This is a genomic window from Pseudomonas sp. R4-34-07, from assembly GCF_003852375.1.
Lineage (GTDB): Bacteria > Pseudomonadota > Gammaproteobacteria > Pseudomonadales > Pseudomonadaceae > Aquipseudomonas.
The window spans coordinates 3,364,819-3,386,196 of the sequence record NZ_CP027760.1 but is presented as its reverse complement, the minus strand read 5'-3'; the positions used below and the strand labels follow the sequence as shown (position 1 = coordinate 3,386,196).

The window sequence follows — 21,378 nt, the reverse complement described above, 5'->3', positions numbered from 1 at the left end:
AGCCTTTATAACTACTCGCTCCTTTAGTCACACGTCGGGAAACCTCAATGAGCAAGGTCTACACGATTGCCGTCCTGGTTGGCAGCCTGAGAAAAGAGTCGATCAACCGCAAGGTCGCCCTGGCATTGGCCGAACTGGCCCCCGCCAACCTCAAGTTGAATATCGTCGAGATCGGCGATCTGCCGCTCTACAACGAGGACATTGAAGGTGCGGCAGCGCCCGAAGCCTACAGTACTTTCCGCAAACAGGTGAGTTCATCCGACGCAGTGCTGTTCGTGACCCCGGAATACAACCGTTCCGTGCCCGCGCCGTTGAAGAATGCCATCGACGTAGGCTCTCGCCCTTATGGGCAGAGTGTCTGGGGCGCCAAGCCGGGGGCGATCATCAGCGTGTCGCCGGGCGCCATGGGTGGCTTTGGTGCCAACCATCACCTGCGCCAGTCTTTGGTGTTTCTGGATGTTTGGTGCATGCAAACGCCGGAAGCCTACCTGGGCGGCGCGGGCAGTGTGTTCGACGAGGCGGGCAAGCTGTCGGAGAAGACCAGGCCGTTCCTGCAGGCATTTATCGATGCCTTCGGCCAGTGGGTCGAAAAACAAAAGGGCTGAATTGACAGGGCGTGCTGATGTGGGAGGGAGCAGGCTCCCTCCCACATGGCATCATCGCAGCCAGTTGGTGCGTGCCAGCTCGATCACTTCATCGCCACGCCCGCTCATCACGGCCTTGAGCATATACAGGCTGAACCCCTTGGCCTGTTCCAGCTTGATGCTCGGCGGCATCACCAGCTCCTGAGTCGCGGTCACCACATCTACCAGCACCGGGCCGTCGTGGGCCAGGGCGCGGCGCAGGGCCGGCTCCAGGTCTTCGGATTGCTCCACACGGATCCCCAGGATGCCCATGGCGTTGGACATGGCCGCGAAGTCCGGGTTTTTCAGCTCGGTTCCTGTGTCCAGGTAGCCTGCGGCCTTCATCTCCATCGCGACGAAACCCAGTGACGCGTTATTGAACACGATCAGTTTCACTGGCAGGTTCAATTGCGCCAGAGAAATGAAATCCCCCATCAACATGGTGAAACCGCCGTCGCCAGACATCGAGATCACCTGGCGCCCAGGGAATGCCGCTTGGGCGCCGATGGCCTGGGGCATGGCGTTGGCCATCGAACCGTGGTTGAACGAGCCGATCAGCCGGCGCTTGCCGTTCATTTTCAAATAGCGCGCGGCCCATACGGTCGGTGAGCCGACATCGGCGGTGAAGATCGCGTCGTCATCGGCCAGCTCGCTGAGCAAACGTGCGACGTATTGAGGGTGGATCGGCCGATCCGCCTTGGACGGTTGCGCCAGGTCATCCAGACCTTGGCGGGCTTTTTCGTAGTGCTTCAGGGACGTTTCGAGAAAGCTGCGATCCGTCTTGCGGGTCAGGCGTGGCAGCAACGCATCGAGGGTTTCACTGACATCGGCGGCGATGCCCAGGTCCAGGGTCGTACGTCGTCCCAGGGCCTGGGGGTCGCGGTCGACCTGAACGATCGTCGCGTCGGTCGGGTAGAACTGGCGGTAGGGGAAGTCGGTGCCGAGCATGATCAGGGTGTCGCAATCGAGCATGGCGTGGTAACCGGAGCTGAACCCGATCAGGCCGGTCATGCCGACGTCGAACGGGTTATCCCACTCCACATGCTCCTTGCCGCGCAGCGCGTGCACCACCGGCGCGCCGAGGGCATCGGCCAGCGCGACCACTTGATCATGGGCGCCAGCGCAACCGCTGCCGCACAGCAGGGTGACTTTTTCACTGCTTTGGAGGATCTCGCTCAGCCGCTGCAGATCGGCCTCTGCCGGCAAGGTGCGCGGTGCATGCAGCGCCGGCCAGGGCTTGAGCTTGTCCTCCACTTCCAGCAGCGAGACATCCCCGGGGATCACCACCACCGCCACGCCCCGATTGAGGATCGCCGAACGCATGGCGCGATGCAGCACCTGGGGCATTTGCTCGGGGTTGCTCACCAGCTCGATGAAATGGCTGCACTCCTTGAACAGCTCCTGGGGATGGGTTTCCTGAAAGTAGTTCAGGCCGATCTCCGAGGACGGAATTTGCGCGGCAATCGCCAGTACCGGCACATGGTTGCGATGGCAATCGAACAAGCCATTGATCAAGTGCAGGTTACCCGGCCCGCAACTGCCGGCGCACACCGTCAGCTCACCGGTGGCGGCGGCTTCGGCACCGGCGGCGAACGCGGCCACTTCTTCGTGGCGCACATGCATCCACTCGATGCTGTCCATGCTGCGCAGGGCGTCGGTAAGGCCATTGAGGCTGTCGCCGGTCAGGCCCCAGATGCGCTTGATACCCGCCTGTTCAAGGGTGGTTGCCAACTGCTGGGCCAGGTTGATTTTCGCCATGAAGAACTCCAATCGTCAGTGAGGTGAATAACTGCTGATCAGTAGAGGACAGTTCGATCACGGCGAATGCTCCGCCTCTAATGTGAAGATTGCGTCATGGCTGCGCGGTATTGGCGGGTGCGTCGAGTGAGGAGCCATTGGTCACTTGACCGTGTTCGCCTGGCTATATGTGGATTGCTATCTATTCCAACGTCGTGCGCCCGCCGCAAAAGCTGCCGGATGTACGCAGATCCAACTGGGGAGGGGGCTTGCTCCCGATGACGGTGGGTCAGTACCTACTAAGCTGGCTGACCCACCGCAATCGGGGGCAAGCCCCCTCCCACATGTTTAACCGTGTTCGGCTGGCTATTTGTAGGGTTCCCATCTACTTCAACGCTGTGCGCAGATGCAAAATCTGCCGGATGTACGCAGATCCAAATGTGGGAGGGGGCTTGCTCCCGATGGCGGTGTGTCAGTCCCATCTAAGCTGGCTGGCCCACCGCCATCGGGGGCAAGCCCCCTCCCACATGTTTAACCGTGTTCGGCTGGCTATATGTGGGGTGCTATCTGTTCCGACGTCGTGCGCCAGCGCAAAATCTGCCGGATGTACGCAGATCCAAATGTGGGAGGGGGCTTGCTCCCGATGGTGGTGTGTCAGTCCCATCTAAGCTGGCTGGCCCACCGCAATCGGGGGCAAGCCCCCTCCCACATGTTTAACCGGGTTCGGCTGGCTATATGTGGGTTGCTATCTATTCCGACGTCGTGCGCCAGCGCAAAAGCTGCCGGATGTACGCAGATCCAAATGTGGGAGGGGGCTTGCTCCCGATGGCGGTGTGTCAGTCCCACCTAGGCTGGCTGGCCCACCGCAATCGGGAGCAAGCCCCCTCCCACATGTTTAACCGTGTTCGCCTGGCTATTTGTAGGGTTCCCATCTACTTCAACGCTGTGCGCAGATGCAAAATCTGCCGGTTGTATGCAGCACCCAATGTGGGAGGGGGCTTGCTCCCGATGACGGTGTGTCAGTCCCACCTAAGCTGGCTGACCCACCGCAATCAGGAGCAAACCCCCTCCCACATTTTTTTACTCAGCGACGCCGGAACAGCGGTAGCGGCTCATCCGTTGCAGCCTGGTACGTCACCGAAAAATCCTTGAGACTTTCCAGCGCTTCGTACGGGTCTTTGTCGGCGCGCAAGGCGAAGGCATCGAAGCCGCAGCGGCGCAGGTAGAACAGTTGGTCGCGCAGCACGTCGCCAATCGCCCGCAGTTCGCCCTTGTAGCCATAGCGCTCACGCAGCAGACGGGCGTTGGAGTAGTTGCGCCCGTCGGTGAAGGCCGGGAAGTTCAGGGCGATGACCTGAAAATGCTCCACATCATCACCGATCTCCTCGGCTTCTTCATCGGCGTCCAGCCACACGCCCAGGCCGCCGTCGCGGGCCTTGAGGGCGTGGCCGTGTTCGCGCCACAGGGCCAATGGGACGATCAGGTCGTCGCAGTTGGAAATGCCGTCGAAGCTCGCGTCCTTGGGCAGCAGGTGCCAGGTTTCGTCGACGACTTCGTTGTGCTTAATGATTCGCTGCATAGACGCGCTCCTTGAACAGGTCAATGCCGATGCGCTGGTAGGTGTCGATGAAACGCTCATCTTCGGTGCGCTGTTCGATGTACACGTCGATCAGCTTGCCGATCACCTCGGGCATGGCTTCCTGGGCGAAGGACGGGCCGAGGATTTTGCCCAGGCTCGCCTCGCGGCTGGCGCTGCCACCCAGGGACACTTGGTAGAATTCTTCGCCTTTCTTGTCGACGCCCAGGATGCCGATGTGGCCGACGTGGTGGTGGCCGCAGGCGTTCATGCACCCGGAGATGTTCAGGTCCAGCTCGCCGATGTCGAACAGGTAGTCCAGGTCGTCGAAACGGCGCTGGATCGATTCGGCGATCGGGATCGACTTGGCGTTGGCCAGGGAGCAGAAGTCGCCGCCCGGGCAGCAGATGATGTCGGTCAACAGGCCGATGTTCGGCGTAGCGAAACCGCCTTCGCGCAGTTCGCCCCACAGGGTGAACAATTGGCTCTGCTCGACGTCCGCGAGAATGATGTTCTGCTCGTGGGAGGTGCGCAGCTGGCCGAAGCTATAGCGGTCGGCCAGGTCGGCGACGGCGTCCAGCTGCTTGTCGGTGATGTCGCCTGGTGCCACGCCGGTGGGTTTGAGCGACAGGGTCACCGCCACATAGCCCGGTTGTTTGTGCGCCAGGGTATTGCGCGTGCGCCAGCGGGCGAAGCCCGGATGCTGCTGGTCGAGCGCCGCGAGCTCGGCGTCCTGATTGCTCAGGGTTTTGTATTGGGGGTCGACGAAGTGCTTGGCCACGCGCTGCACTTCCGCTTCGGTCAAGGTCGTCTGGCCGCCGCGCAGGTGTTCCATCTCGGCGTCGACTTTCTGCGCGAACACCTCAGGGGTCAGCGCCTTGACCAGGATCTTGATCCGGGCCTTGTACTTGTTGTCACGACGGCCGTAGCGGTTATAGACCCGCAGGATGGCGTCAAGGTAGCTCAACAAGTCCTGCCACGGCAGGAACTCGTTGATAAACGCGCCGACTACCGGCGTACGGCCCAGGCCGCCACCTACCAACACGCGGAAACCCAACTCGCCGGCGGCGTTGTGCACCGGCTCAAGGCCGATATCGTGCACTTCGATGGCGGCGCGGTCCGACGTCGAGCCATTGATGGCGATCTTGAACTTGCGCGGCAGGTAGGCAAATTCGGGATGGAAGGTGGTCCATTGACGCACGATTTCACACCAGGGACGCGGATCGATCACTTCATCGAAGGCGACGCCGGCGAATTGGTCGGTGGTCACGTTGCGCAGGCAGTTACCGCTGGTCTGAATGGCGTGCATCTGCACGGTCGCCAGTTCAGCCAGGATGTCCGGCACGTCCTCCAGGGCCGGCCAGTTGAACTGCACGTTCTGGCGGGTACTGATGTGGGCGTAGCCTTTGTCGAAGTCGCGGGCGATCTTGGCCATCATGCGCGTCTGGCGCGAGGTCAGTTGGCCATAGGGCACAGCCACCCGCAGCATCGGCGCAAAGCGCTGAACATAAAGGCCATTTTGCAGGCGCAGAGGGCGGAACTCTTCTTCGCTCAGTTCACCTGCTAAGTAGCGTCGGGTCTGATCACGGAACTGCTTGACGCGGTCCTCGATGATGCGCTGATCGTATTCGTCGTATACGTACATATAGGTCCTGTTCTCGGCAAATCTGCGCGCACGGCCGCGCACTCCCAACGGAGCCGGCGCACGATACCAGTTTGCGTTTATGCGCAAAAGTGATGTTTGAGTATATGCAAATAACCAAAATGACTAATGGGAAGGGTTATTGCGATATCCACATTTGTCATAGGGGCAAGTCTGGTCTTTACTGGTGTCGAGTCTTAGGGCGATCACCTATAAAACCGACAAGAGGCGATGCGATGAGCAATTCGACAAAAATACGTAAACCCGACAGCACCGTGGATGCCTGGGCGATTCTGTTCCTGATCATCCTTGTAGTGGGCACCGCTGTGTTCTGGGTCAGCCACCAGTAGTCATCCTTTCAGCTTGCAGTCCTTGCCGCCTCGGCCGGCTTCATACCCCGGCCAGGTGCAGCACCAGCTTGACAATGCCAAACAGCGTCAGCGCAAACACTGCCGTGAATACAATACCCATTATCACGAAGTGGCTCGGCTTGCCGTGAGTGAAGTCGCGGGCGCGGTTCTTGCCGCTTTGCACGCCAAAGGCGGCGGCCATGACGCTGTGGAGCATCTGCCAGAACGTGGGCGGTTTGTGCTGTGGGTCGTCCATGGATTCCTCGCAATGAGGTGCGACTGAGTGAGGTACGACAAAGCATAGCCGAGCCCCCGCGCCATGGCGGCCCATATAGCTAACTACCGCCTACACGATTACCGGTGCTTACCCGTTTGGTTTGTAGACCGCAACGCCCGTGCAGGGGCTCGGCAAGCCCCTGCACGGCGGGGGTCATCAGTTGTCGTAGCCCAGATTCGGCGCCAGCCAGCGCTCGGTCACGCTCAGGTCCTGGCCCTTGCGCACGGTGTAGCTCAGCACCTGGTCCTTGTCGACCTTACCCACCGCAAAGTACTGCGCCTGCGGGTGGGCGAAGTACCAGCCGCTGACGGCTGCCGCCGGGAACATCGCATAGTGCTCGGTGAGGAACACACCGCTGCGGCCGGCCTGCATTTCGCGGGCCTCTGGGTCGAGCAGCTGGAACAACTGGGCCTTCTCGGTGTGGTCCGGGCACGCCGGGTAGCCTGGGGCAGGGCGGATGCCGCTGTATTGCTCCTTGATCAGCGCATCGTTGTCCAGCTGTTCGTCCTTGGCGTAGCCCCAGTGTTCTTTACGCACTTGCTGGTGCAACCACTCGGCGCAGGCTTCGGCCAGGCGGTCGGCGAGGGCCTTGACCATGATCGAGTTGTAGTCGTCGCCGGCGTCCTGATAGGCCTTGGCGACCTCTTCGGCGCCGATGCCGGCGGTGGTGATGAAGCCACCGATGTAGTCGGTCACGCCGCTGTCCTTGGGCGCGACAAAGTCGGCCAGGGAGAAATTCGGCTTGCCGTCGGTCTTGATGATCTGCTGGCGCAGGTGGTGCAGCCGGGCGATCGGCTGGCCGTCTTCGCCATAGACTTCCAGGTCATCGTCCTGCACCTGGTTGGTCGGCCAGAAGCCGAACACCGCGCGGGCGCTGATGAGTTTTTCATCGATCAACTTCCTGAGCATTTCCCGGGCATCGGCATACAGCGCGGTGGCCGCTTCACCCACCACTTCATCGGTGAGGATGCGTGGGAATTTGCCGGCCAGGTCCCAGGAAATGAAGAACGGTGTCCAGTCGATGTACTCGGCCAGCACCTTGAGGTCGATATTCTCCAGCACCCTGGTGCCGGTAAAGGTCGGCTTGACCGGGGTGTACGTGCTCCAGTCGAACTGCGGCTTCTTGGCAATCGCCGCCGGGTAGCTCAGGCGTTCGGTGCGGGCGCTGCGGTTGGCGGTGCGCTCGCGTACGTCGATGTATTCCAGGCGGGTTTTCTCGACGAAACCGGCTTTCAATTCCTTGGACAGCAACTGCGTGGCCACGCCCACGGCACGCGAGGCGTCGGTCACGTAGATCACCGCGTCATTGCTGTACTTGGGCTCGATCTTCACCGCCGTGTGCGCCTTGGAGGTGGTTGCGCCACCGATCATCAATGGCAGGTGGAAGTCCTGGCGCTGCATCTCGCGGGCCACGTGCACCATCTCGTCCAGGGACGGGGTGATCAAGCCGGACAGGCCGATGATGTCGCACTTCTGTTCCTTGGCCACCTGCAGGATCTTTTCCGCCGGGACCATCACGCCGAGGTCGACGATGTCATAGCCGTTGCACCCCAGCACCACGCCGACGATGTTCTTGCCGATGTCGTGCACGTCGCCCTTGACCGTTGCCATCAGGATCTTGCCCTTGGCCTCGGGTTTGTCGCCCTTTTCCAGCTCGATAAAGGGAATCAGATGGGCCACGGCCTGCTTCATCACACGGGCGGACTTGACCACCTGGGGCAGGAACATTTTGCCGGCGCCGAACAGGTCACCGACGATGTTCATCCCGGACATCAGCGGGCCTTCGATCACCTCGATCGGGCGCGCGAACGACAGTCGCGACTCTTCTGTGTCTTCGACAATGTGTGTGGTAATGCCCTTGACCAGCGCGTGTTCCAGGCGCTTGTTCACCGGCCAGCCACGCCACTCTTCGGTCTCGGCTTCCTTGACGCTGCCGTCGCCCTTGTACTTGTCGGCAATGGCGAGCAGGGCGTCGGTGCCGTCCGGGGTGCGGTTGAGCACCACGTCTTCCACCGCATCGCGCAGCTCGGCCGGGATCTGGTCGTAGATCTCCAGTTGGCCGGCGTTGACGATACCCATGGTCAGCCCGTTGCGGATCGCATACAGCAGGAACACCGAGTGGATCGCCTCGCGCACCGGGTTGTTGCCACGAAACGAAAACGACACGTTGGACACGCCACCGGAGGTCAGCGCGTAGGGCAACTCGTCGCGGATGTAGGCGCAGGCATTGATGAAGTCGACGGCGTAGTTGTTGTGCTCTTCGATGCCGGTGGCGACCGCGAAGATGTTCGGGTCGAAGATGATGTCTTCCGGCGGGAAGCCCACTTCATTGACCAGGATGTCATAGGAGCGTTTGCAGATTTCCTTCTTGCGCGCTTCGGTGTCGGCCTGGCCGGCTTCGTCGAACGCCATCACCACCACGGCTGCGCCATAGCGCTTGCACAGCTTGGCGTGGTGAATGAACTGCTCCACGCCTTCCTTCATGCTGATGGAGTTGACGATGCCCTTGCCCTGGATGCACTTGAGGCCGGCTTCGATAACTTCCCACTTGGAGGAGTCGATCATGATCGGCACGCGGGAGATGTCCGGTTCGCCGGCGATCAGGTTGAGGAAGGTCACCATGGCCTTCTTCGAATCGAGCATCCCCTCGTCCATGTTGATGTCGATCACCTGGGCGCCGGCTTCCACCTGCTGCAGGGCGACTTCCAGGGCTTCGGTGTAGTTGTCTTCACGGATCAGCCGGGCGAACTTGGCGGAACCGGTGATGTTGGTGCGCTCGCCGACGTTGACGAACAACGAGCTGCGATCGATGGTGAACGGCTCCAGGCCGGACAGGCGGCAGGCCTTGGGAATGTCCGGGATCGAGCGCGGCGCATAACCGGCCACGGCCTTGGCGATGGCTTCGATATGCCCCGGCGTGGTGCCGCAGCAGCCACCGACGATATTGAGGAAGCCGCTCTGGGCGAACTCTTCGATGACCTTGGCCGTTTCCGAGGGCAGTTCGTCGTACTCGCCGAACTCGTTGGGCAGGCCGGCGTTAGGGTGCGCGGAAACGTGGGTATTGGCCTTGTTCGACAATTCTTCCAGGTACGGGCGCAGTTCGCTGGCGCCGAGCGCGCAGTTCAAGCCGACCGAAATCGGCTTGGCGTGGGCTACGGAGTTCCAGAACGCTTCGGTGGTCTGGCCGGACAACGTGCGCCCGGAGGCATCGGTGATGGTGCCGGAAATCATGATCGGCAGCTCTACGCCCAGTTCCTCGAACACGCCTTGCACCGCGAAGATCGCGGCTTTGGCGTTAAGGGTGTCGAAGATCGTTTCGATCAGGATCAGGTCGGCGCCGCCTTCGATCAGGCCCTTGGTGGCCTCGGTGTAGTTTTCCACCAATTGATCGAAGGTCACGTTGCGGTAGCCGGGGTTGTTCACGTCCGGCGACAGCGAGCAGGTGCGGCTGGTGGGGCCGAGAACGCCGGCGACGAAGCGCGGCTTGGCCGGGTTCTCGAGGGTCTTGGCGTCGGCCACTTTACGGGCCAGGCGCGCGCCTTCCACGTTTAACTCGTAGGCCAGCTCTTCCATGCCGTAGTCGGCCATGGAAATGCGCGTGGCGTTGAAGGTGTTGGTTTCAAGGATGTCGGCACCGGCATCCAGGTAGGCCTTTTCAATTCCACCAATCACGTCAGGGCGGGTGAGCACCAGCAAGTCATTATTGCCCTTGACGTCGCTTGGCCAGTCGGCGAAGCGTTTGCCACGGTAGTCCTGCTCCTCAAGCTTATAGCTCTGGATCATCGTGCCCATGCCACCGTCAAGGATCAGGATGCGTTCCTTGAGGGCTTGGTGAAGGGCTTGCAGACGAGCGCTACGATCGGACATGGGACTACTCTAAGTCAGGCATTACGGAGGGTATCGATCATACCAAACCTGTGCGAATTTTAAGCGTGCCGGGATTAACATGAATATCACTCATGTTGGCGAAGGCGCTGGCCGTTGGGATCGCCGCCACTTAATAGAGCGCATACATTGAACCCGGACCGGGTACCTATACGCTTGGTGTAATCGTCAGCGCCGTCCTGGTGCTGGAGAAGGAAAGGAAACCTATCGCTCGCTCAAGCGTTGGCTAGGCGTGGAGGATCGGGTAATTATTTCCCGACAAAAATACTAGGACTTTGTACCTCTGTAATGATTTGGCGTAAACTGCCGGCAAGCCTGTGAGGAGTTTCCATGACTGCCATAACCATTACCGACGCCGCCCACGATTACCTGGCTGACCTGCTGTCCAAGCAGAACACCCCAGGCATCGGCATCCGCGTCTTTATCACCCAGCCCGGCACCCAGTACGCCGAGACGTGCATTGCCTACTGCAAGCCTGGGGAAGAGAAACCTGAAGACACCGCTCTGGGGCTGAAAAGCTTCACCGCGTATATCGACAACTTCAGCGAAGCCTTCCTCGACGACGCCGTAGTCGACTACGCCACCGACCGTATGGGCGGCCAGTTGACCATCAAGGCGCCGAACGCCAAGGTGCCGAACGTCAACGCCGACAGCCCGGTCAACGAGCGCATCAACTATTACCTGCAGACCGAGATCAACCCGGGGCTGGCCAGCCACGGCGGTCAGGTCAGCTTGATCGATGTGGTTGAGGACGGCATCGCCGTATTGAAATTCGGCGGCGGCTGCCAGGGCTGTGGCCAAGCGGATGTGACCCTGCGCGAAGGCATCGAGCGCACCCTGCTGGAGCGTATTCCAGAGCTCAAGGGCGTACGCGACGTGACTGACCACACGCAGAAAGAAAACGCCTACTACTGAGTAAGGTGTTCACTGCGAGCATAAAAACGGCGCCCCGTGAGCGCCGTTTTTTATTGTTTTTTTTCAAGTAGTTGCGCGACATTGCTGACGCAGAACATTAACTGTGGGAGCAAGCCCCTCTCCCACAGTTTTGGCGGTGTTTATCCGGGGCGATAGAGATGGGCATGGCCGGCACGGTAAAGCGATGACCCGCTGAAGCTGTCATTGGTCAGCACGCGGCCCACCAGGATCAGCGCGGTACGCCGGAAACCTTTTGCCTCAACCTTGGCCACAATATCCTCAAGCGTGCCAACTGCCCAATCCTGATCTGGCCACGTCGCCCGATGCACCACGGCAATCGGGCAGTCCGCGCCGTAATGCGGCAACAGTTCGGCGACGATCTTCTCCAGGTGGTTGACCCCCAGGTGAATCGCCATGGTCGTGCCGTGTCGCGCCATGCTGTCGAAGTCTTCGCCCGCCGGCATGCTGGTTTTATCGGCGTAGCGCGTCAGGATTACGCTTTGGGCGATGTCCGGCAGGGTCAGCTCGGTCTCAAGCAGCGCTGCACACGCCGCTACTGCGGTGACGCCAGGAATGATCTGGAACGGTATGCCCAGCTCGCGCAAGTAACGAATCTGCTCGCCAATCGCGCCGTACAGGCTCGGATCTCCGGAGTGCACGCGTGCCACATCCTGGCCATTTGCATGGGCGACCTTGATCAAGTCGATGATCTGCTCCAGGTGCAGTTCAGCGCTGTTGACCACGTGTTCGGCGTTATGACCTTCCAGCACCGCCGTTGGCACCAGCGAGCCCGCGTAGATGATCACCGGGCAACTGCGAATCAGCCGCTGGCCTTTGACGGTAATCAGTTCCGGATCGCCGGGGCCGGCGCCGATGAAGTAGACGGTCATGGGAGATTCCTGTCGAAAAACGGGCGAGCATGAAGACTGCTCATGATCGGAAGGGACGATTATCGAGGTTTTAACCGGCGCAGGCCAATGCAAAGGTGGCCTGGGCGGTTTTTTTGCGGGTGATCAGCAGGCGTGCGGGGGCGTTGGCAAGATGTTCGGCGAGGGCCAGGGCAGCGCTTTCGGCGACCCCGTGGCAGCCGGTATGCGTAAAGGCAACGGCCGATTTATGGCTCAGCCGATCTTCATAGACGGCCAGTTGTTCAGCGCTGAAACACTGCAACGGCAAGCCCAGCAATCGGGACAGGGCGAGCAGCCCCGGTTCCTCGCGCTTGAGGTCGATACTTGCCAGTGCGGTAATGCCTTGGCGTTCAATCCCGCCCTCGGTGAGGGCGGTGTCAAAGAGGCTCAGCAGGGTGTGAAGATCACAACCGCGCTGGCAGCCCAGGCCGACCACCAGGGTCATGCCGAGTATTGATCGTCGCGGTTGCGGCGAAACAGCCAGGCGCTGATCAGGCCCAGTGCCAGCCAGAACGCCACGTTGGTCAGCTGCGACGCGATCTTGAACTGGGCCTCCAGGGCTTCTGGCGCGAGCATCGAATGCACTTGCGGTTGCGGCGCACCGACCACATGCGGCACGGCCAGGATCGCCACGCCCAGCACTTTGAGCAGCCAGTTGCGGCCGAACACGATCAGCGCAATACCGGCGGCGGTAGAGGCGGCAGTACCGATCCACCAGATCTGGCGTTGGGCCAGGTCAGCGGCAGCGGTGCCCGGCAGCTCTGGCGGCAGGCCCAGGGTCGGCGCCAGCACGAAGGTCGCGTAACCGGCCAACCCCCATAGCAGGCCTTGGGCCGTGCGGGTCGGTGCGCGCAGCGTGTAGAGGCCGGCCAGCATCAGGGCGAACCCGACGGCAACTACCAGGTTGCCACCGGTTGTGGACAGCACGCGCTGCCAGCCGTCTTCCGGCTCCCAGGCTTCGGCATCGTGGGTATGGGCGGCGGCGCCTGCGGCATGTTCATGCGCTGGTTCGGTGGCTGCCGGGGCGTTTTCAAAGGTTTCCGCCTGCAGAATCAGCGGGGCGACCCAGAAGCTTTGCAGCAGGGTCAGCAGCAGGGCGGCCAGCAGGCCTGTGAAACCTGCGGTTTGGGCAATACGCTTGATCATGTCGACAGGTCTCAGTGGCACGGGAACGCGGCGCTGTGGCGGGTATCGTGAGCAGCGTTGTGCACGGCTTCGATGTGTGAGAAACCCGCGAAATACACCAGGCACGCGCCGAGGATCGACGCCCCGATAGCGGCGGTCAGGCGTTGGCTCAGGGTGGCGGAGCTGCTGGCGGTGTGCGAGGTGCTGCTGATGATCGACATGGCGCGTCCCTTCTGGGTGTCAGGGTGAAACGAGCGCATGAAAACCCCGCGAGCCGGGCACGCAGGGTTCTGAACAGCGCCCGCCCACCGCGGGTTTGTTATCTGAATTTTTCGGGCCGGTCTCCGGGCTTGCGAGGGGCGCTAGGCCTGTCAAGCATCTCCTTCCCATGCACAGCACAGTGGATTTGACGCTTCGCTCGCTTACCGTTGCGGGGGCAGCACCGGACTTGCCATGGGTCTATGGCGCACCGGTTTCCCGTTTCACCCTGTGAAGGGCACCCGAAACAAGTTGCATAGGAAAACACGGGCGAGACCTGGGCGTCAATTGAGGTGGGGGCGGGCGCTGGATGGGGAGGGCGTGAGCAGCTGATGAGTAATATCTTTAATTGGTTTGTGTGGGTGTCGCGCTTTATTTTGAATGTTTCTTGTTGGAAGCTGGGCGCCTTGAATGTTGATGTGTCATTTATGAGGCTTAGTTCACGATGAGTGTATCTCGCGCCAAGTTTAATCCGGGTAATGTTTGCGCACATACGGATCAACCGCACAAGTTGCCCGAGTCCCAGCAAGCATTCTCAAGCGTTAACGCCCCTGCGCATGGAGATCGCTCCCAGCGCGCCGATGATCCGTATTCCCGCGCAAGCTTCAATAAACCTGTGTGGTCGTTGAGCGATATGGCGCACCAGATCGATCGTAAGGGGCGTAGATTGAATGACAGTAATGGCGACCACACAGTGCAACTCTCTTATACGTTTAATGAAGTTGCAAAAAATGAAAGTAAGTTTAATGAAATACAAAAAAATCAGGCCCGACGCTCAATGCAGTCCTGGGCGGATGTTGCGAAGGTTACTTTTAAAGAAGATGCCATTGAATCCGAAGGCAGGTTACGGTTTGTCAACGACAAGGCGCCCACAGTCGCCGACGCTTTGTTCTCACATTATCAGGGCCGGGTGCGTGTGAACCCCGGCTATGCGGATAACCGTGCACCGCAGGTCAACGGCTTCGGGCGCCAAACGCTCACGCACGAGATCGGCCACATCCTGGGCGCCGCACATACAGGCGATTATGACGCTACTCGTGGCCCCGCCACCTACCACGCGCAGGCCGCCTATGCACAAGACAGTCGGGCCTACTCAGTCATGAGCTATTTTGACGTGAGCCATACTCATCAGGATTTCAAGGGGCAACACGCCTCCTCGCCATTGATGGCCGACATCGCCTGGGCTCAGAGGGTGTTTGGTGCCAACCATCAGACGCGCAATACAGATACTACCTACGGGTTCAACTCCAATACCCAGCGAGACGATCTGTCCTTGAATTCGTCTCGCGACGGTGCTGTGTTTTGCGTCTGGGACGGCGGCGGCAACGATACGTTGGACTTCTCTGGATATCATCAGGACCAGGTGATCAACCTGCGCGCCCAGTCTTTTTCCGATGTAGGAGGAATGAAGGGCAATGTTTCCATCGCCAAGGGCGTTACCCTGGAAAACGCCATCGGTGGTTCAGGTAAAGACGTGCTGATCGGAAATGACGCTGACAACCGCCTCACCGGCGGCGCCGGCGCGGACCACATGCGAGGAGGCGCGGGCAGCGATACGTTCATCTACCAGCATGCCAGTGATTCGACGTTATACGCCCCGGACCAGTTGATGGACTTTGTCAGTGGGCAGGACAGCATCGATATTTCCCCGCTGTTGCGCAGGCATGGCCTTGGCTCGCTGATTTTTGTCAGCCAGTTCACTGGGCGGGCAGGCGAGGTGGGCGTGGGTTACGATCCGCAGACGGACGAGTCATGGGTTGTACTCGACCTGACCGGCAACGGCGAAATTGATTTCTATCTCCAAAGCCACGGGCAGATACGGCATACCGACATTGTTGGCGATGTGCCTGTCAGCTTTCATCACGCGTGAACCCTGCCTCCCGGGTAGGGGACATTGACCGCCGACCCTGCACTGCGTAGCCTTGCTCGCTCGAGGTTCTTCGGCCCAGGCCGAAGCTAAGAAGGGAACGCGGTTCAAGCCGCGGCTGCCCCCGCAACTGTGAAGGGTTCTACTGACTGCCACGCCACTGCCGATCCGGCGGGAAGGCGCAGTCAGCGCCGGTCGCAAGACCCGCAAGCCCCAAGCCAGGAGACCTGCCTCGCACTCGATTTTTCAATTCAACCGGGCGGGGTGATCCGGTGACGAAATCCGCTGCTGCGCGCCGTCGCAGGGCCTATCGTCCCGTATGCCCGCCCCAAAGGGCATCCGATGAAAACACTGGCCAAACTCCCCGTCACCATCGTTACCGGTTTCCTCGGCTCGGGAAAGACCACCTTGCTGCGCCATATGCTCGACAACGCCCAGGGCCGTCGCATTGCGGTGATCGTCAACGAATTCGGCGAGCTGGGCATTGACGGGGACATCCTCAAGCAGTGCTCCATCGGTTGCACCGAAGAAGAAGCCAACGGCCGCGTGTACGAGCTGGCCAATGGCTGCCTGTGCTGCACCGTGCAGGAAGAGTTCTTCCCGGTGATGCGCGAACTGGTGGCCCGGCGTGGCGACCTCGACCATATCCTCATCGAAACCTCGGGCCTGGCCCTGCCCAAGCCGCTGGTCCAGGCGTTCCAATGGCCGGAAATCCGCAATGCCTGCACCGTGGACGCGGTGATCACCGTGGTCGACAGCCCGGCCGTGGCCGCCGGCACCTTCGCCGCGTTCCCGGACCAGGTCGACGCCCAGCGCAAGCTCGACCCGAACCTGGACCACGAGTCGCCCCTGCACGAGCTGTTCGCCGACCAACTGGCCAGTGCCGACCTGGTGATCCTCAACAAGGCCGACCTGATCAGCGCCGAAGACCTGGCCCGCGTGCGCCTGGAAGTGGCCGAGGAGTTGCCGCCGGCGGTGAAAGTCATCGAAGCCAGCAGCGGTCGCGTACCACTGGACGTGCTGATCGGTCTGGGCGCCGGCTCCGAGGCGCATATCGACGCGCGCCATAGCCATCACGACCATCATCATGAAGGTGAGGACGATCACGACCACGACGCGTTCGACTCCATCTCCATCGACCTGCCGCCAGCCGACGAAGCCCTGCTGCTCGACGCCCTGACGCAATTGGTGGTGCAGCACGGCATCCTGCGCGTCAAGGGCTTCGCCGCCATCCCGAACAAACCGATGCGCCTGCTGATCCAGGGTGTGGGCACACGTTTCGACAAGCATTTCGACCGTGCCTGGGGCGCCGATGAGGCACGCACCACACGCCTGGTGCTGATCGGCCAGGCGCTTGACGCGGCAGGCCTTGAAGCGCAACTGCGCGCCGCCATCAGCGCCTGACCCATGCACCTGCTCAGGACCCAGCCCGGTGGCTTCGTCGCGGACGACAACATCGCCGACCTTGGCCAAACCCCCGCCGAGTTGGTGATCCTGTGCAGCGGCGATTCCAGCCTGGCGCTGCTTGCCGAGGCGGCCCGGCAGTTGCCCGAGGATTACCCCAGCCTGCGCCTGGCCAACCCGATGCAGGTGCAGAACCATGCCTCGGTCGACCTGTACGTCGATGACGTGCTGCGCCACGCCAAGGTCATCCTGATTTCGCTGCATGGCGGCATCGGTTACTGGCGCTATGGCGTCGAGCGTCTGGTGGCGTTGGCGGAGCGTGGCGTCACGCTGATCCTGGTACCGGGGGATGATCGCCCAGACCCGGAACTCAGCGGCTTGAGCAGCGTGGAGGCGCCCGAGCGTGACCGGTTGTGGCAGTTCCTGCGCCAGGGCGGCCTGGGTAACGCGCTGGACTTCTATCGCTGCCTGGCCGCCAGCTATCTGGGGCGCGACTATGCCTGGGCTGAGCCGCAAAGCCTGCCGCGCACCTCGATCTATCACCCGCTGACCGCCAACGCCCACCTGGCTGATTGGCAGGCGCAGTGGCGCGCGGATTATCCGGTGGCGGCGGTGCTGTTCTACCGCTCGCACTTGCAGGCCGCCAATACCGGGTTTATCGACGTGTTCTGCCAGCGCCTGCAGGCAGCGGGCCTTAACCCCTTACCGATCGCAGTCGCCAGTTTGAAAGAGCCCGGTTGCCTGGCGGTGGTCGAGGACCTGTTGGATGAGGTGCAGGCGGCGGTGATCCTCAACACCACCGGCTTTGCTCAATCGAGCCCCGAAGCGCCGCATCTGCGCCCGTTTCGCCGCAATATCCCGGTGATCCAGGCGATCTGCGCCCAGGACAACCAGCCCGGCTGGCAGGCCAGTGAACAAGGCCTGGGCCCTCGCGACCTGGCGATGCACATCGCCTTGCCGGAGCTGGACGGGCGCATCATCAGCCGGCCGATCAGCTTCAAGGACCTGGCCTGGCGCAGTGAGCGCAGCCAGTCGGACGTGGTGTGCTACCGCGCCGCGCCCGAACGCATGGATTTTGTCGCCGAACTGGCGCGCCGCTGGGTCGAGCTGGCGCGGGTGCCGAATGAGCATAAGCGCGTGGCCTTGATCCTGGCCAATTATCCAACCCGCGACGGCCGTATCGGCAACGGCGTGGGCCTGGATACGCCGGCGGCGGCGCTGAATATCCTGCGCGCGCTGCACGCCGAAGGGTATCCGGTGCCTGCCACCTTGCCGGACAGCGGCACGGCCTTGATCCATGCGTTGCTGGGCGGCGTCACCAACGACCTCGACAGCCTCGACCTGCGCCCGTGTCATCAGAGCCTTGCGCCGGACGACTACGCGGCGATGTTCCAGCGCCTGCCCGAAGCCAATCGCCAGGCGGTGCTGGAGCGCTGGGGTGCGCCCCATCAGGACCCGATGTGCCGCGACGGTCGCCTGATGATCGCCGGCCTGCGCCTGGATCAAACCTTTGTGGGCATCCAGCCGGCGCGCGGTTACCAGGTCGACCCGAGTGCGGTGTATCACGACCCCGACCTGGTGCCGCCCCACGGCTATCTGGCGTTCTATTTCTGGCTGCGCCATACCTACGGCGCCCATGCGCTGATTCACGTTGGCAAGCACGGCAACCTCGAATGGCTGCCGGGCAAGGGCGTGGGCCTGTCGGAGAACTGCTGGCCGGACGTGCTGCTCGGCCCGCTGCCGAATATCTACCCCTTTATCGTCAACGATCCCGGCGAGGGCGCCCAGGCCAAACGTCGCACCCAGGCGGTGATCATCGACCATTTGATGCCGCCCCTGACCCGCGCCGAAACCTACGGCCCGCTGCGCAACCTGGAGCTGCTGGCCGACGAATATTATGAAGCGCAGTTGCTCGACCCACGACGCGCGCTGGAACTGCAGAAAGACATTCTCAAGCTGGTGCGCGAAACCCATATCGACGAGGAGCTTGAGCTGGACGGCAATGCCGATGCCGACAGTTGGTTGCCGCGCCTGGATACCTACCTGTGTGACTTGAAGGAATCCCAGATCCGCGACGGCTTGCATATCTTTGGCGAGTCGCCGGCGGGGCGCTTGCGCATCGATACCTTGCTGGCCTTGTTGCGCATCCCTCGGGGCGATGGCCGTGGCGCGCAATCGAGCCTGTTGCGGGTGCTGGCCAAGTCGTTCGAGCTGGGCTTCGACCCTCTGGACTGCGCGCTCGCCGAACCGTGGACCGGGCGTCGGCCCGAGGTGTTGCGCGACCTTGACGCGCAGGTGTGGCGCACCGCCGGCGACACCCGCGAGCGTCTGGAGCTGTACGCGGCGCGCTTGATCGAGCAGGCGCTGGAAGGGCCGCTGGAAGAGCTGGAGGAACCTGGCTGGGAGGACGTGAAGGCCGTTGTCGAAAGCCTGCGCGTGGTCGTGGCGCCGCGTCTGGATGCCTGCGGCCCGGCAGAAATGCGCGGCCTGCTGGACGCCTTGAGCGGTCGCTTCGTGCCGGCCGGCCCCAGCGGCGCGCCGAGCCGCGGCCGCCTGGATGTGCTGCCCACGGGGCGCAATTTCTTCACGGTGGACGTGCGCAACCTGCCGACCACCACGGCCTGGCGCATTGGGTTCCAGTCGGCCAACCTGCTGCTCGAACGGCATCTGCAGGACCACGGCGATCATCTGCGCCAGATGGGCCTGTCGGTGTGGGGCACGGCCACCATGCGCACCGGCGGCGACGATATCGCCCAGGCCATGGCGCTGATGGGCGTGCGGCCGGTCTGGGCCACCGGCAGCCAGCGCGTGGATGACTTCGAAATCCTGCCGATCAGCCTGTTGGATCGTCCCCGCGTCGACGTGACGTTGCGGGTGTCCGGCTTCTTCCGCGATGCGTTCGCCAACCTGATCCGCCTGTTCGATGCGGCGGTGCAAGCGGTCGCCGCCCTGGACGAGCCGGACGACATGAACCCGCTGGCCGCCAAGGTGCGCAGTGAGCGCCAGGCCTTGCGCGAATCGGGCCTGGATGAAGAGGCTGCGGCGAAACAGGCCGGTTGGCGCATTTTCGGCGCCAAGCCGGGCGCCTATGGCGCGGGCGTGCAGGGCGCGATTGACGGCCGCCTGTGGCAAAGCCGCGAAGACTTGGCCGAGGTCTACCTGAACTGGGGCGGCTACGCCTATGGCGGCGCTGACGAAGGCACCGCCGCCCGCGAGCAGTTCGCCCAGCGCTTGAGCCAGGTGCAGGCGGTGTTGCAGAACCAGGACAACCGCGAACACGATGTGCTCGACTCCAATGACTACTATCAATTCCAGGGCGGCATGCTCGCCGCCGTGGAAACCCTGAGCGGCGCAAAGGCCGCCAGCTACCATGGCGACCACAGCCAGCCGGACCTGCCGAAGATCCGCACCTTGAAGGAAGAGCTCAACCGAGTCATTCGTTCCCGCGCGGCCAACCCGAAGTGGATCGAGGGCGTGAAGCGTCACGGCTATAAAGGCGCGTTTGAAATGGCCGCGACCGTGGACAACCTGTTCGCCTTCGACGCCACCACGGCGCTGATCGACGACCACCAGTACGCGCTGCTCGCCGACGCCTATCTGCTCGACCCAGACACCCGCGCCTTTGTGCAACAACACAACCCCGACGCCCTGCGCGACATGGCCGAGCGCCTGCTCGAAGCCCAGCAGCGCGGCCTGTGGCAAGCGCCGGGCGCCTACCGCGAAGCATTGGAAAACCTGTTGCTGGATATAGAAGAAGACCGCTGATGACCGATATTCCGCATTTCCCGCTGGCCGCCGTGGTCGGTGCCGACGCGCTGAAACTGGCGCTGTGCCTGACCGCGATCGATCCTCAAATCGGCGGTGTGCTGATCGAAGGCCCGCGCGGCATGGCCAAGTCCACCCTGGCCCGTGGCCTGGCAGACCTGCTCGCCAGTGGGCAGTTTGTCACCTTGCCCCTGGGCGCTACCGAGGAGCGCCTGGTGGGCACCCTGGACCTGGACGCCGCGCTCGGCGAGGGCCGCGCACAGTTTTCCCCCGGCGTGCTGGCCAAGGCCGATGGCGGCGTGTTGTATGTCGATGAAGTCAACCTGTTGCCCGATCACTTGGTCGATCTGCTGCTGGACGTGGCCGCCAGCGGCACCAACCTGATCGAGCGTGACGGCATCTCCCATCGGCACTCGGCGCGGTTTGTGCTGATCGGCACGATGAACCCGGAGGAGGGTGAGTTGCGTCCACAACTACTCGACCGCTTTGGTTTCAACGTGGCGTTGAGCGGGCAAACGCTGCCCACCGAGCGTGGGCAGATTATTCGTCGTCGCCTGGATTTCGACCGTGATCCCGCTGCGTTCTGTCAGCAGTGGCATGAGCCGCAGGCGGCGCTGCGCGAGCGCTGCACCCAGGCGCGGGCGCGGCTGGACGGTATTGAACTGGATGATCATGCCTTGGCGCAGATTACCGAACGTTGCTTTGCCGCAGGCGTCGACGGTTTGCGCGCCGACCTGGTCTGGCTGCGGGGCGCCCGCGCTCATGCCGCGTGGCGGGGCGCTGACAGGATTGCCGAAGAAGACATTGAAGCGGTTGCGGAATTTGCCTTGCGTCACCGGCGCCAGGAACAGTCGCCACCGGCCAGCCCGCCAAATCCAGGGCAGTCGCCGCAACCCTCGGATACCTCGCCGGGCCAAGGCCAATGGGGCGACATGCCTGCGCCGGCCCTGGCCACCGGTTCCCGTCGCGATGTGCCCACCTGGCCAAAAAAGCCCTAGGCATTCGCCCCCGACCTGACGCGGGGGCGGATGCCCGGCCCAAGGCGG

General features: G+C 62.2%; 15 protein-coding genes and 2 riboswitches. Of the genes, 6 read left to right on the top strand and 9 right to left on the bottom strand.

Annotated elements, in window-relative coordinates:
* The first annotated feature begins 47 nt into the window (after window positions 1-47).
* Window positions 48-605: an NADPH-dependent FMN reductase gene (locus tag C4J85_RS15515; RefSeq protein WP_124363126.1), complete on the top strand. Its 558-nt coding sequence runs from the start codon at window positions 48-50 to the stop codon at window positions 603-605.
* 51 nt (window positions 606-656) lie between these two features.
* On the opposite strand, the gene poxB is transcribed toward C4J85_RS15515, so the two are convergent.
* The 5 genes from poxB to metH form a co-directional block, all read right to left on the bottom strand.
* Window positions 657-2,381 (bottom strand): ubiquinone-dependent pyruvate dehydrogenase, encoded by a 1,725-nt coding sequence (gene poxB, locus C4J85_RS15510; RefSeq protein ID WP_124367277.1) that lies wholly within the window; start codon window positions 2,379-2,381, stop codon window positions 657-659.
* Window positions 2,382-3,444: 1,063 nt separating this feature from the next.
* Window positions 3,445-3,939 (bottom strand): DUF934 domain-containing protein, encoded by a 495-nt coding sequence (locus C4J85_RS15505; protein ID WP_124367276.1) that lies wholly within the window; start codon window positions 3,937-3,939, stop codon window positions 3,445-3,447.
* Window positions 3,923-5,581 (bottom strand): nitrite/sulfite reductase, encoded by a 1,659-nt coding sequence (locus C4J85_RS15500; RefSeq protein ID WP_124410120.1) that lies wholly within the window; start codon window positions 5,579-5,581, stop codon window positions 3,923-3,925. The genes C4J85_RS15505 and C4J85_RS15500 overlap by 17 nt, the downstream gene beginning before the upstream one ends.
* 387 nt (window positions 5,582-5,968) lie before the next feature.
* Entirely contained in the window at window positions 5,969-6,184 is a 216-nt protein-coding gene (locus C4J85_RS15495) for a DUF2970 domain-containing protein (protein WP_124367274.1), read from the bottom strand.
* Between the two features lie 177 nt (window positions 6,185-6,361).
* Window positions 6,362-10,072, bottom strand: a complete 3,711-nt coding sequence (gene metH, locus C4J85_RS15490) for a methionine synthase (RefSeq protein ID WP_124410119.1) — start codon at window positions 10,070-10,072, stop codon at window positions 6,362-6,364.
* 348 nt (window positions 10,073-10,420) lie between these two features.
* Between metH and nfuA the strand changes: the two genes are divergently transcribed.
* Complete coding sequence (gene nfuA, locus C4J85_RS15485) at window positions 10,421-11,005, top strand: Fe-S biogenesis protein NfuA (RefSeq protein WP_017136914.1); 585 nt, start codon at window positions 10,421-10,423, stop codon at window positions 11,003-11,005.
* 140 nt (window positions 11,006-11,145) lie between these two features.
* On the opposite strand, the gene cobM is transcribed toward nfuA, so the two are convergent.
* The 4 genes from cobM to C4J85_RS15465 form a co-directional block, all read right to left on the bottom strand.
* Window positions 11,146-11,895, bottom strand: a complete 750-nt coding sequence (gene cobM, locus C4J85_RS15480; RefSeq protein ID WP_124367272.1) for a precorrin-4 C(11)-methyltransferase — start codon at window positions 11,893-11,895, stop codon at window positions 11,146-11,148.
* Between the two features lie 70 nt (window positions 11,896-11,965).
* Window positions 11,966-12,358: a cobalamin biosynthesis protein gene (locus C4J85_RS15475; protein ID WP_124367271.1), complete on the bottom strand. Its 393-nt coding sequence runs from the start codon at window positions 12,356-12,358 to the stop codon at window positions 11,966-11,968.
* Entirely contained in the window at window positions 12,355-13,059 is a 705-nt protein-coding gene (locus tag C4J85_RS15470) for a CbtA family protein (protein WP_124407457.1), read from the bottom strand. Before C4J85_RS15470 ends, C4J85_RS15475 begins: the two co-directional genes overlap by 4 nt.
* 11 nt (window positions 13,060-13,070) lie before the next feature.
* Window positions 13,071-13,259 carry a CbtB-domain containing protein gene (locus C4J85_RS15465; protein WP_027606475.1) on the bottom strand — a complete coding sequence of 63 codons (189 nt, stop codon included), beginning with the start codon at window positions 13,257-13,259 and terminating at the stop codon, window positions 13,071-13,073.
* Window positions 13,260-13,355: 96 nt separating this feature from the next.
* Window positions 13,356-13,557: riboswitch (cobalamin riboswitch) on the bottom strand.
* A gap of 184 nt (window positions 13,558-13,741) precedes the next feature.
* On the opposite strand from C4J85_RS15465, the gene C4J85_RS15460 reads away from it, so the two are divergent.
* The 4 genes from C4J85_RS15460 (at window position 13,742) to C4J85_RS15445 (ending at window position 21,330) form a co-directional block, all read left to right on the top strand.
* Window positions 13,742-15,166, top strand: a complete 1,425-nt coding sequence (locus tag C4J85_RS15460) for a M10 family metallopeptidase C-terminal domain-containing protein (RefSeq protein WP_164487867.1) — start codon at window positions 13,742-13,744, stop codon at window positions 15,164-15,166.
* 46 nt (window positions 15,167-15,212) lie between these two features.
* Window positions 15,213-15,413, top strand: a riboswitch (cobalamin riboswitch).
* A 92-nt stretch (window positions 15,414-15,505) separates the two neighbouring features.
* Window positions 15,506-16,567 (top strand): cobalamin biosynthesis protein CobW, encoded by a 1,062-nt coding sequence (cobW, locus tag C4J85_RS15455; protein WP_124367269.1) that lies wholly within the window; start codon window positions 15,506-15,508, stop codon window positions 16,565-16,567.
* Window positions 16,568-16,570: 3 nt separating this feature from the next.
* Window positions 16,571-20,332 carry a cobaltochelatase subunit CobN gene (cobN, locus tag C4J85_RS15450; RefSeq protein ID WP_124410118.1) on the top strand — a complete coding sequence of 1,254 codons (3,762 nt, stop codon included), beginning with the start codon at window positions 16,571-16,573 and terminating at the stop codon, window positions 20,330-20,332.
* Window positions 20,332-21,330 (top strand): ATP-binding protein, encoded by a 999-nt coding sequence (locus tag C4J85_RS15445; RefSeq protein ID WP_124404402.1) that lies wholly within the window; start codon window positions 20,332-20,334, stop codon window positions 21,328-21,330. The genes cobN and C4J85_RS15445 overlap by 1 nt, the downstream gene beginning before the upstream one ends.
* Window positions 21,331-21,378: the final 48 nt, after the last annotated feature.

What these genes read in the sequence shown, in the direction of transcription:
- C4J85_RS15515 (WP_124363126.1), top strand. Translation starts at nt 48, where the DNA reads ATGAGCAAGGTCTACACGATTGCCGTCCTGGTTGGCAGCCTGAGAAAA.
- poxB (WP_124367277.1), bottom strand. Translation starts at nt 2,381, where the DNA reads ATGGCGAAAATCAACCTGGCCCAGCAGTTGGCAACCACCCTTGAACAG.
- C4J85_RS15505 (WP_124367276.1), bottom strand. Translation starts at nt 3,939, where the DNA reads ATGCAGCGAATCATTAAGCACAACGAAGTCGTCGACGAAACCTGGCAC.
- C4J85_RS15500 (WP_124410120.1), bottom strand. Translation starts at nt 5,581, where the DNA reads ATGTACGTATACGACGAATACGATCAGCGCATCATCGAGGACCGCGTC.
- C4J85_RS15495 (WP_124367274.1), bottom strand. Translation starts at nt 6,184, where the DNA reads ATGGACGACCCACAGCACAAACCGCCCACGTTCTGGCAGATGCTCCAC.
- metH (WP_124410119.1), bottom strand. Translation starts at nt 10,072, where the DNA reads ATGTCCGATCGTAGCGCTCGTCTGCAAGCCCTTCACCAAGCCCTCAAG.
- nfuA (WP_017136914.1), top strand. Translation starts at nt 10,421, where the DNA reads ATGACTGCCATAACCATTACCGACGCCGCCCACGATTACCTGGCTGAC.
- cobM (WP_124367272.1), bottom strand. Translation starts at nt 11,895, where the DNA reads ATGACCGTCTACTTCATCGGCGCCGGCCCCGGCGATCCGGAACTGATT.
- C4J85_RS15475 (WP_124367271.1), bottom strand. Translation starts at nt 12,358, where the DNA reads ATGACCCTGGTGGTCGGCCTGGGCTGCCAGCGCGGTTGTGATCTTCAC.
- C4J85_RS15470 (WP_124407457.1), bottom strand. Translation starts at nt 13,059, where the DNA reads ATGATCAAGCGTATTGCCCAAACCGCAGGTTTCACAGGCCTGCTGGCC.
- C4J85_RS15465 (WP_027606475.1), bottom strand. Translation starts at nt 13,259, where the DNA reads ATGTCGATCATCAGCAGCACCTCGCACACCGCCAGCAGCTCCGCCACC.
- C4J85_RS15460 (WP_164487867.1), top strand. Translation starts at nt 13,742, where the DNA reads ATGAGTGTATCTCGCGCCAAGTTTAATCCGGGTAATGTTTGCGCACAT.
- cobW (WP_124367269.1), top strand. Translation starts at nt 15,506, where the DNA reads ATGAAAACACTGGCCAAACTCCCCGTCACCATCGTTACCGGTTTCCTC.
- cobN (WP_124410118.1), top strand. Translation starts at nt 16,571, where the DNA reads ATGCACCTGCTCAGGACCCAGCCCGGTGGCTTCGTCGCGGACGACAAC.
- C4J85_RS15445 (WP_124404402.1), top strand. Translation starts at nt 20,332, where the DNA reads ATGACCGATATTCCGCATTTCCCGCTGGCCGCCGTGGTCGGTGCCGAC.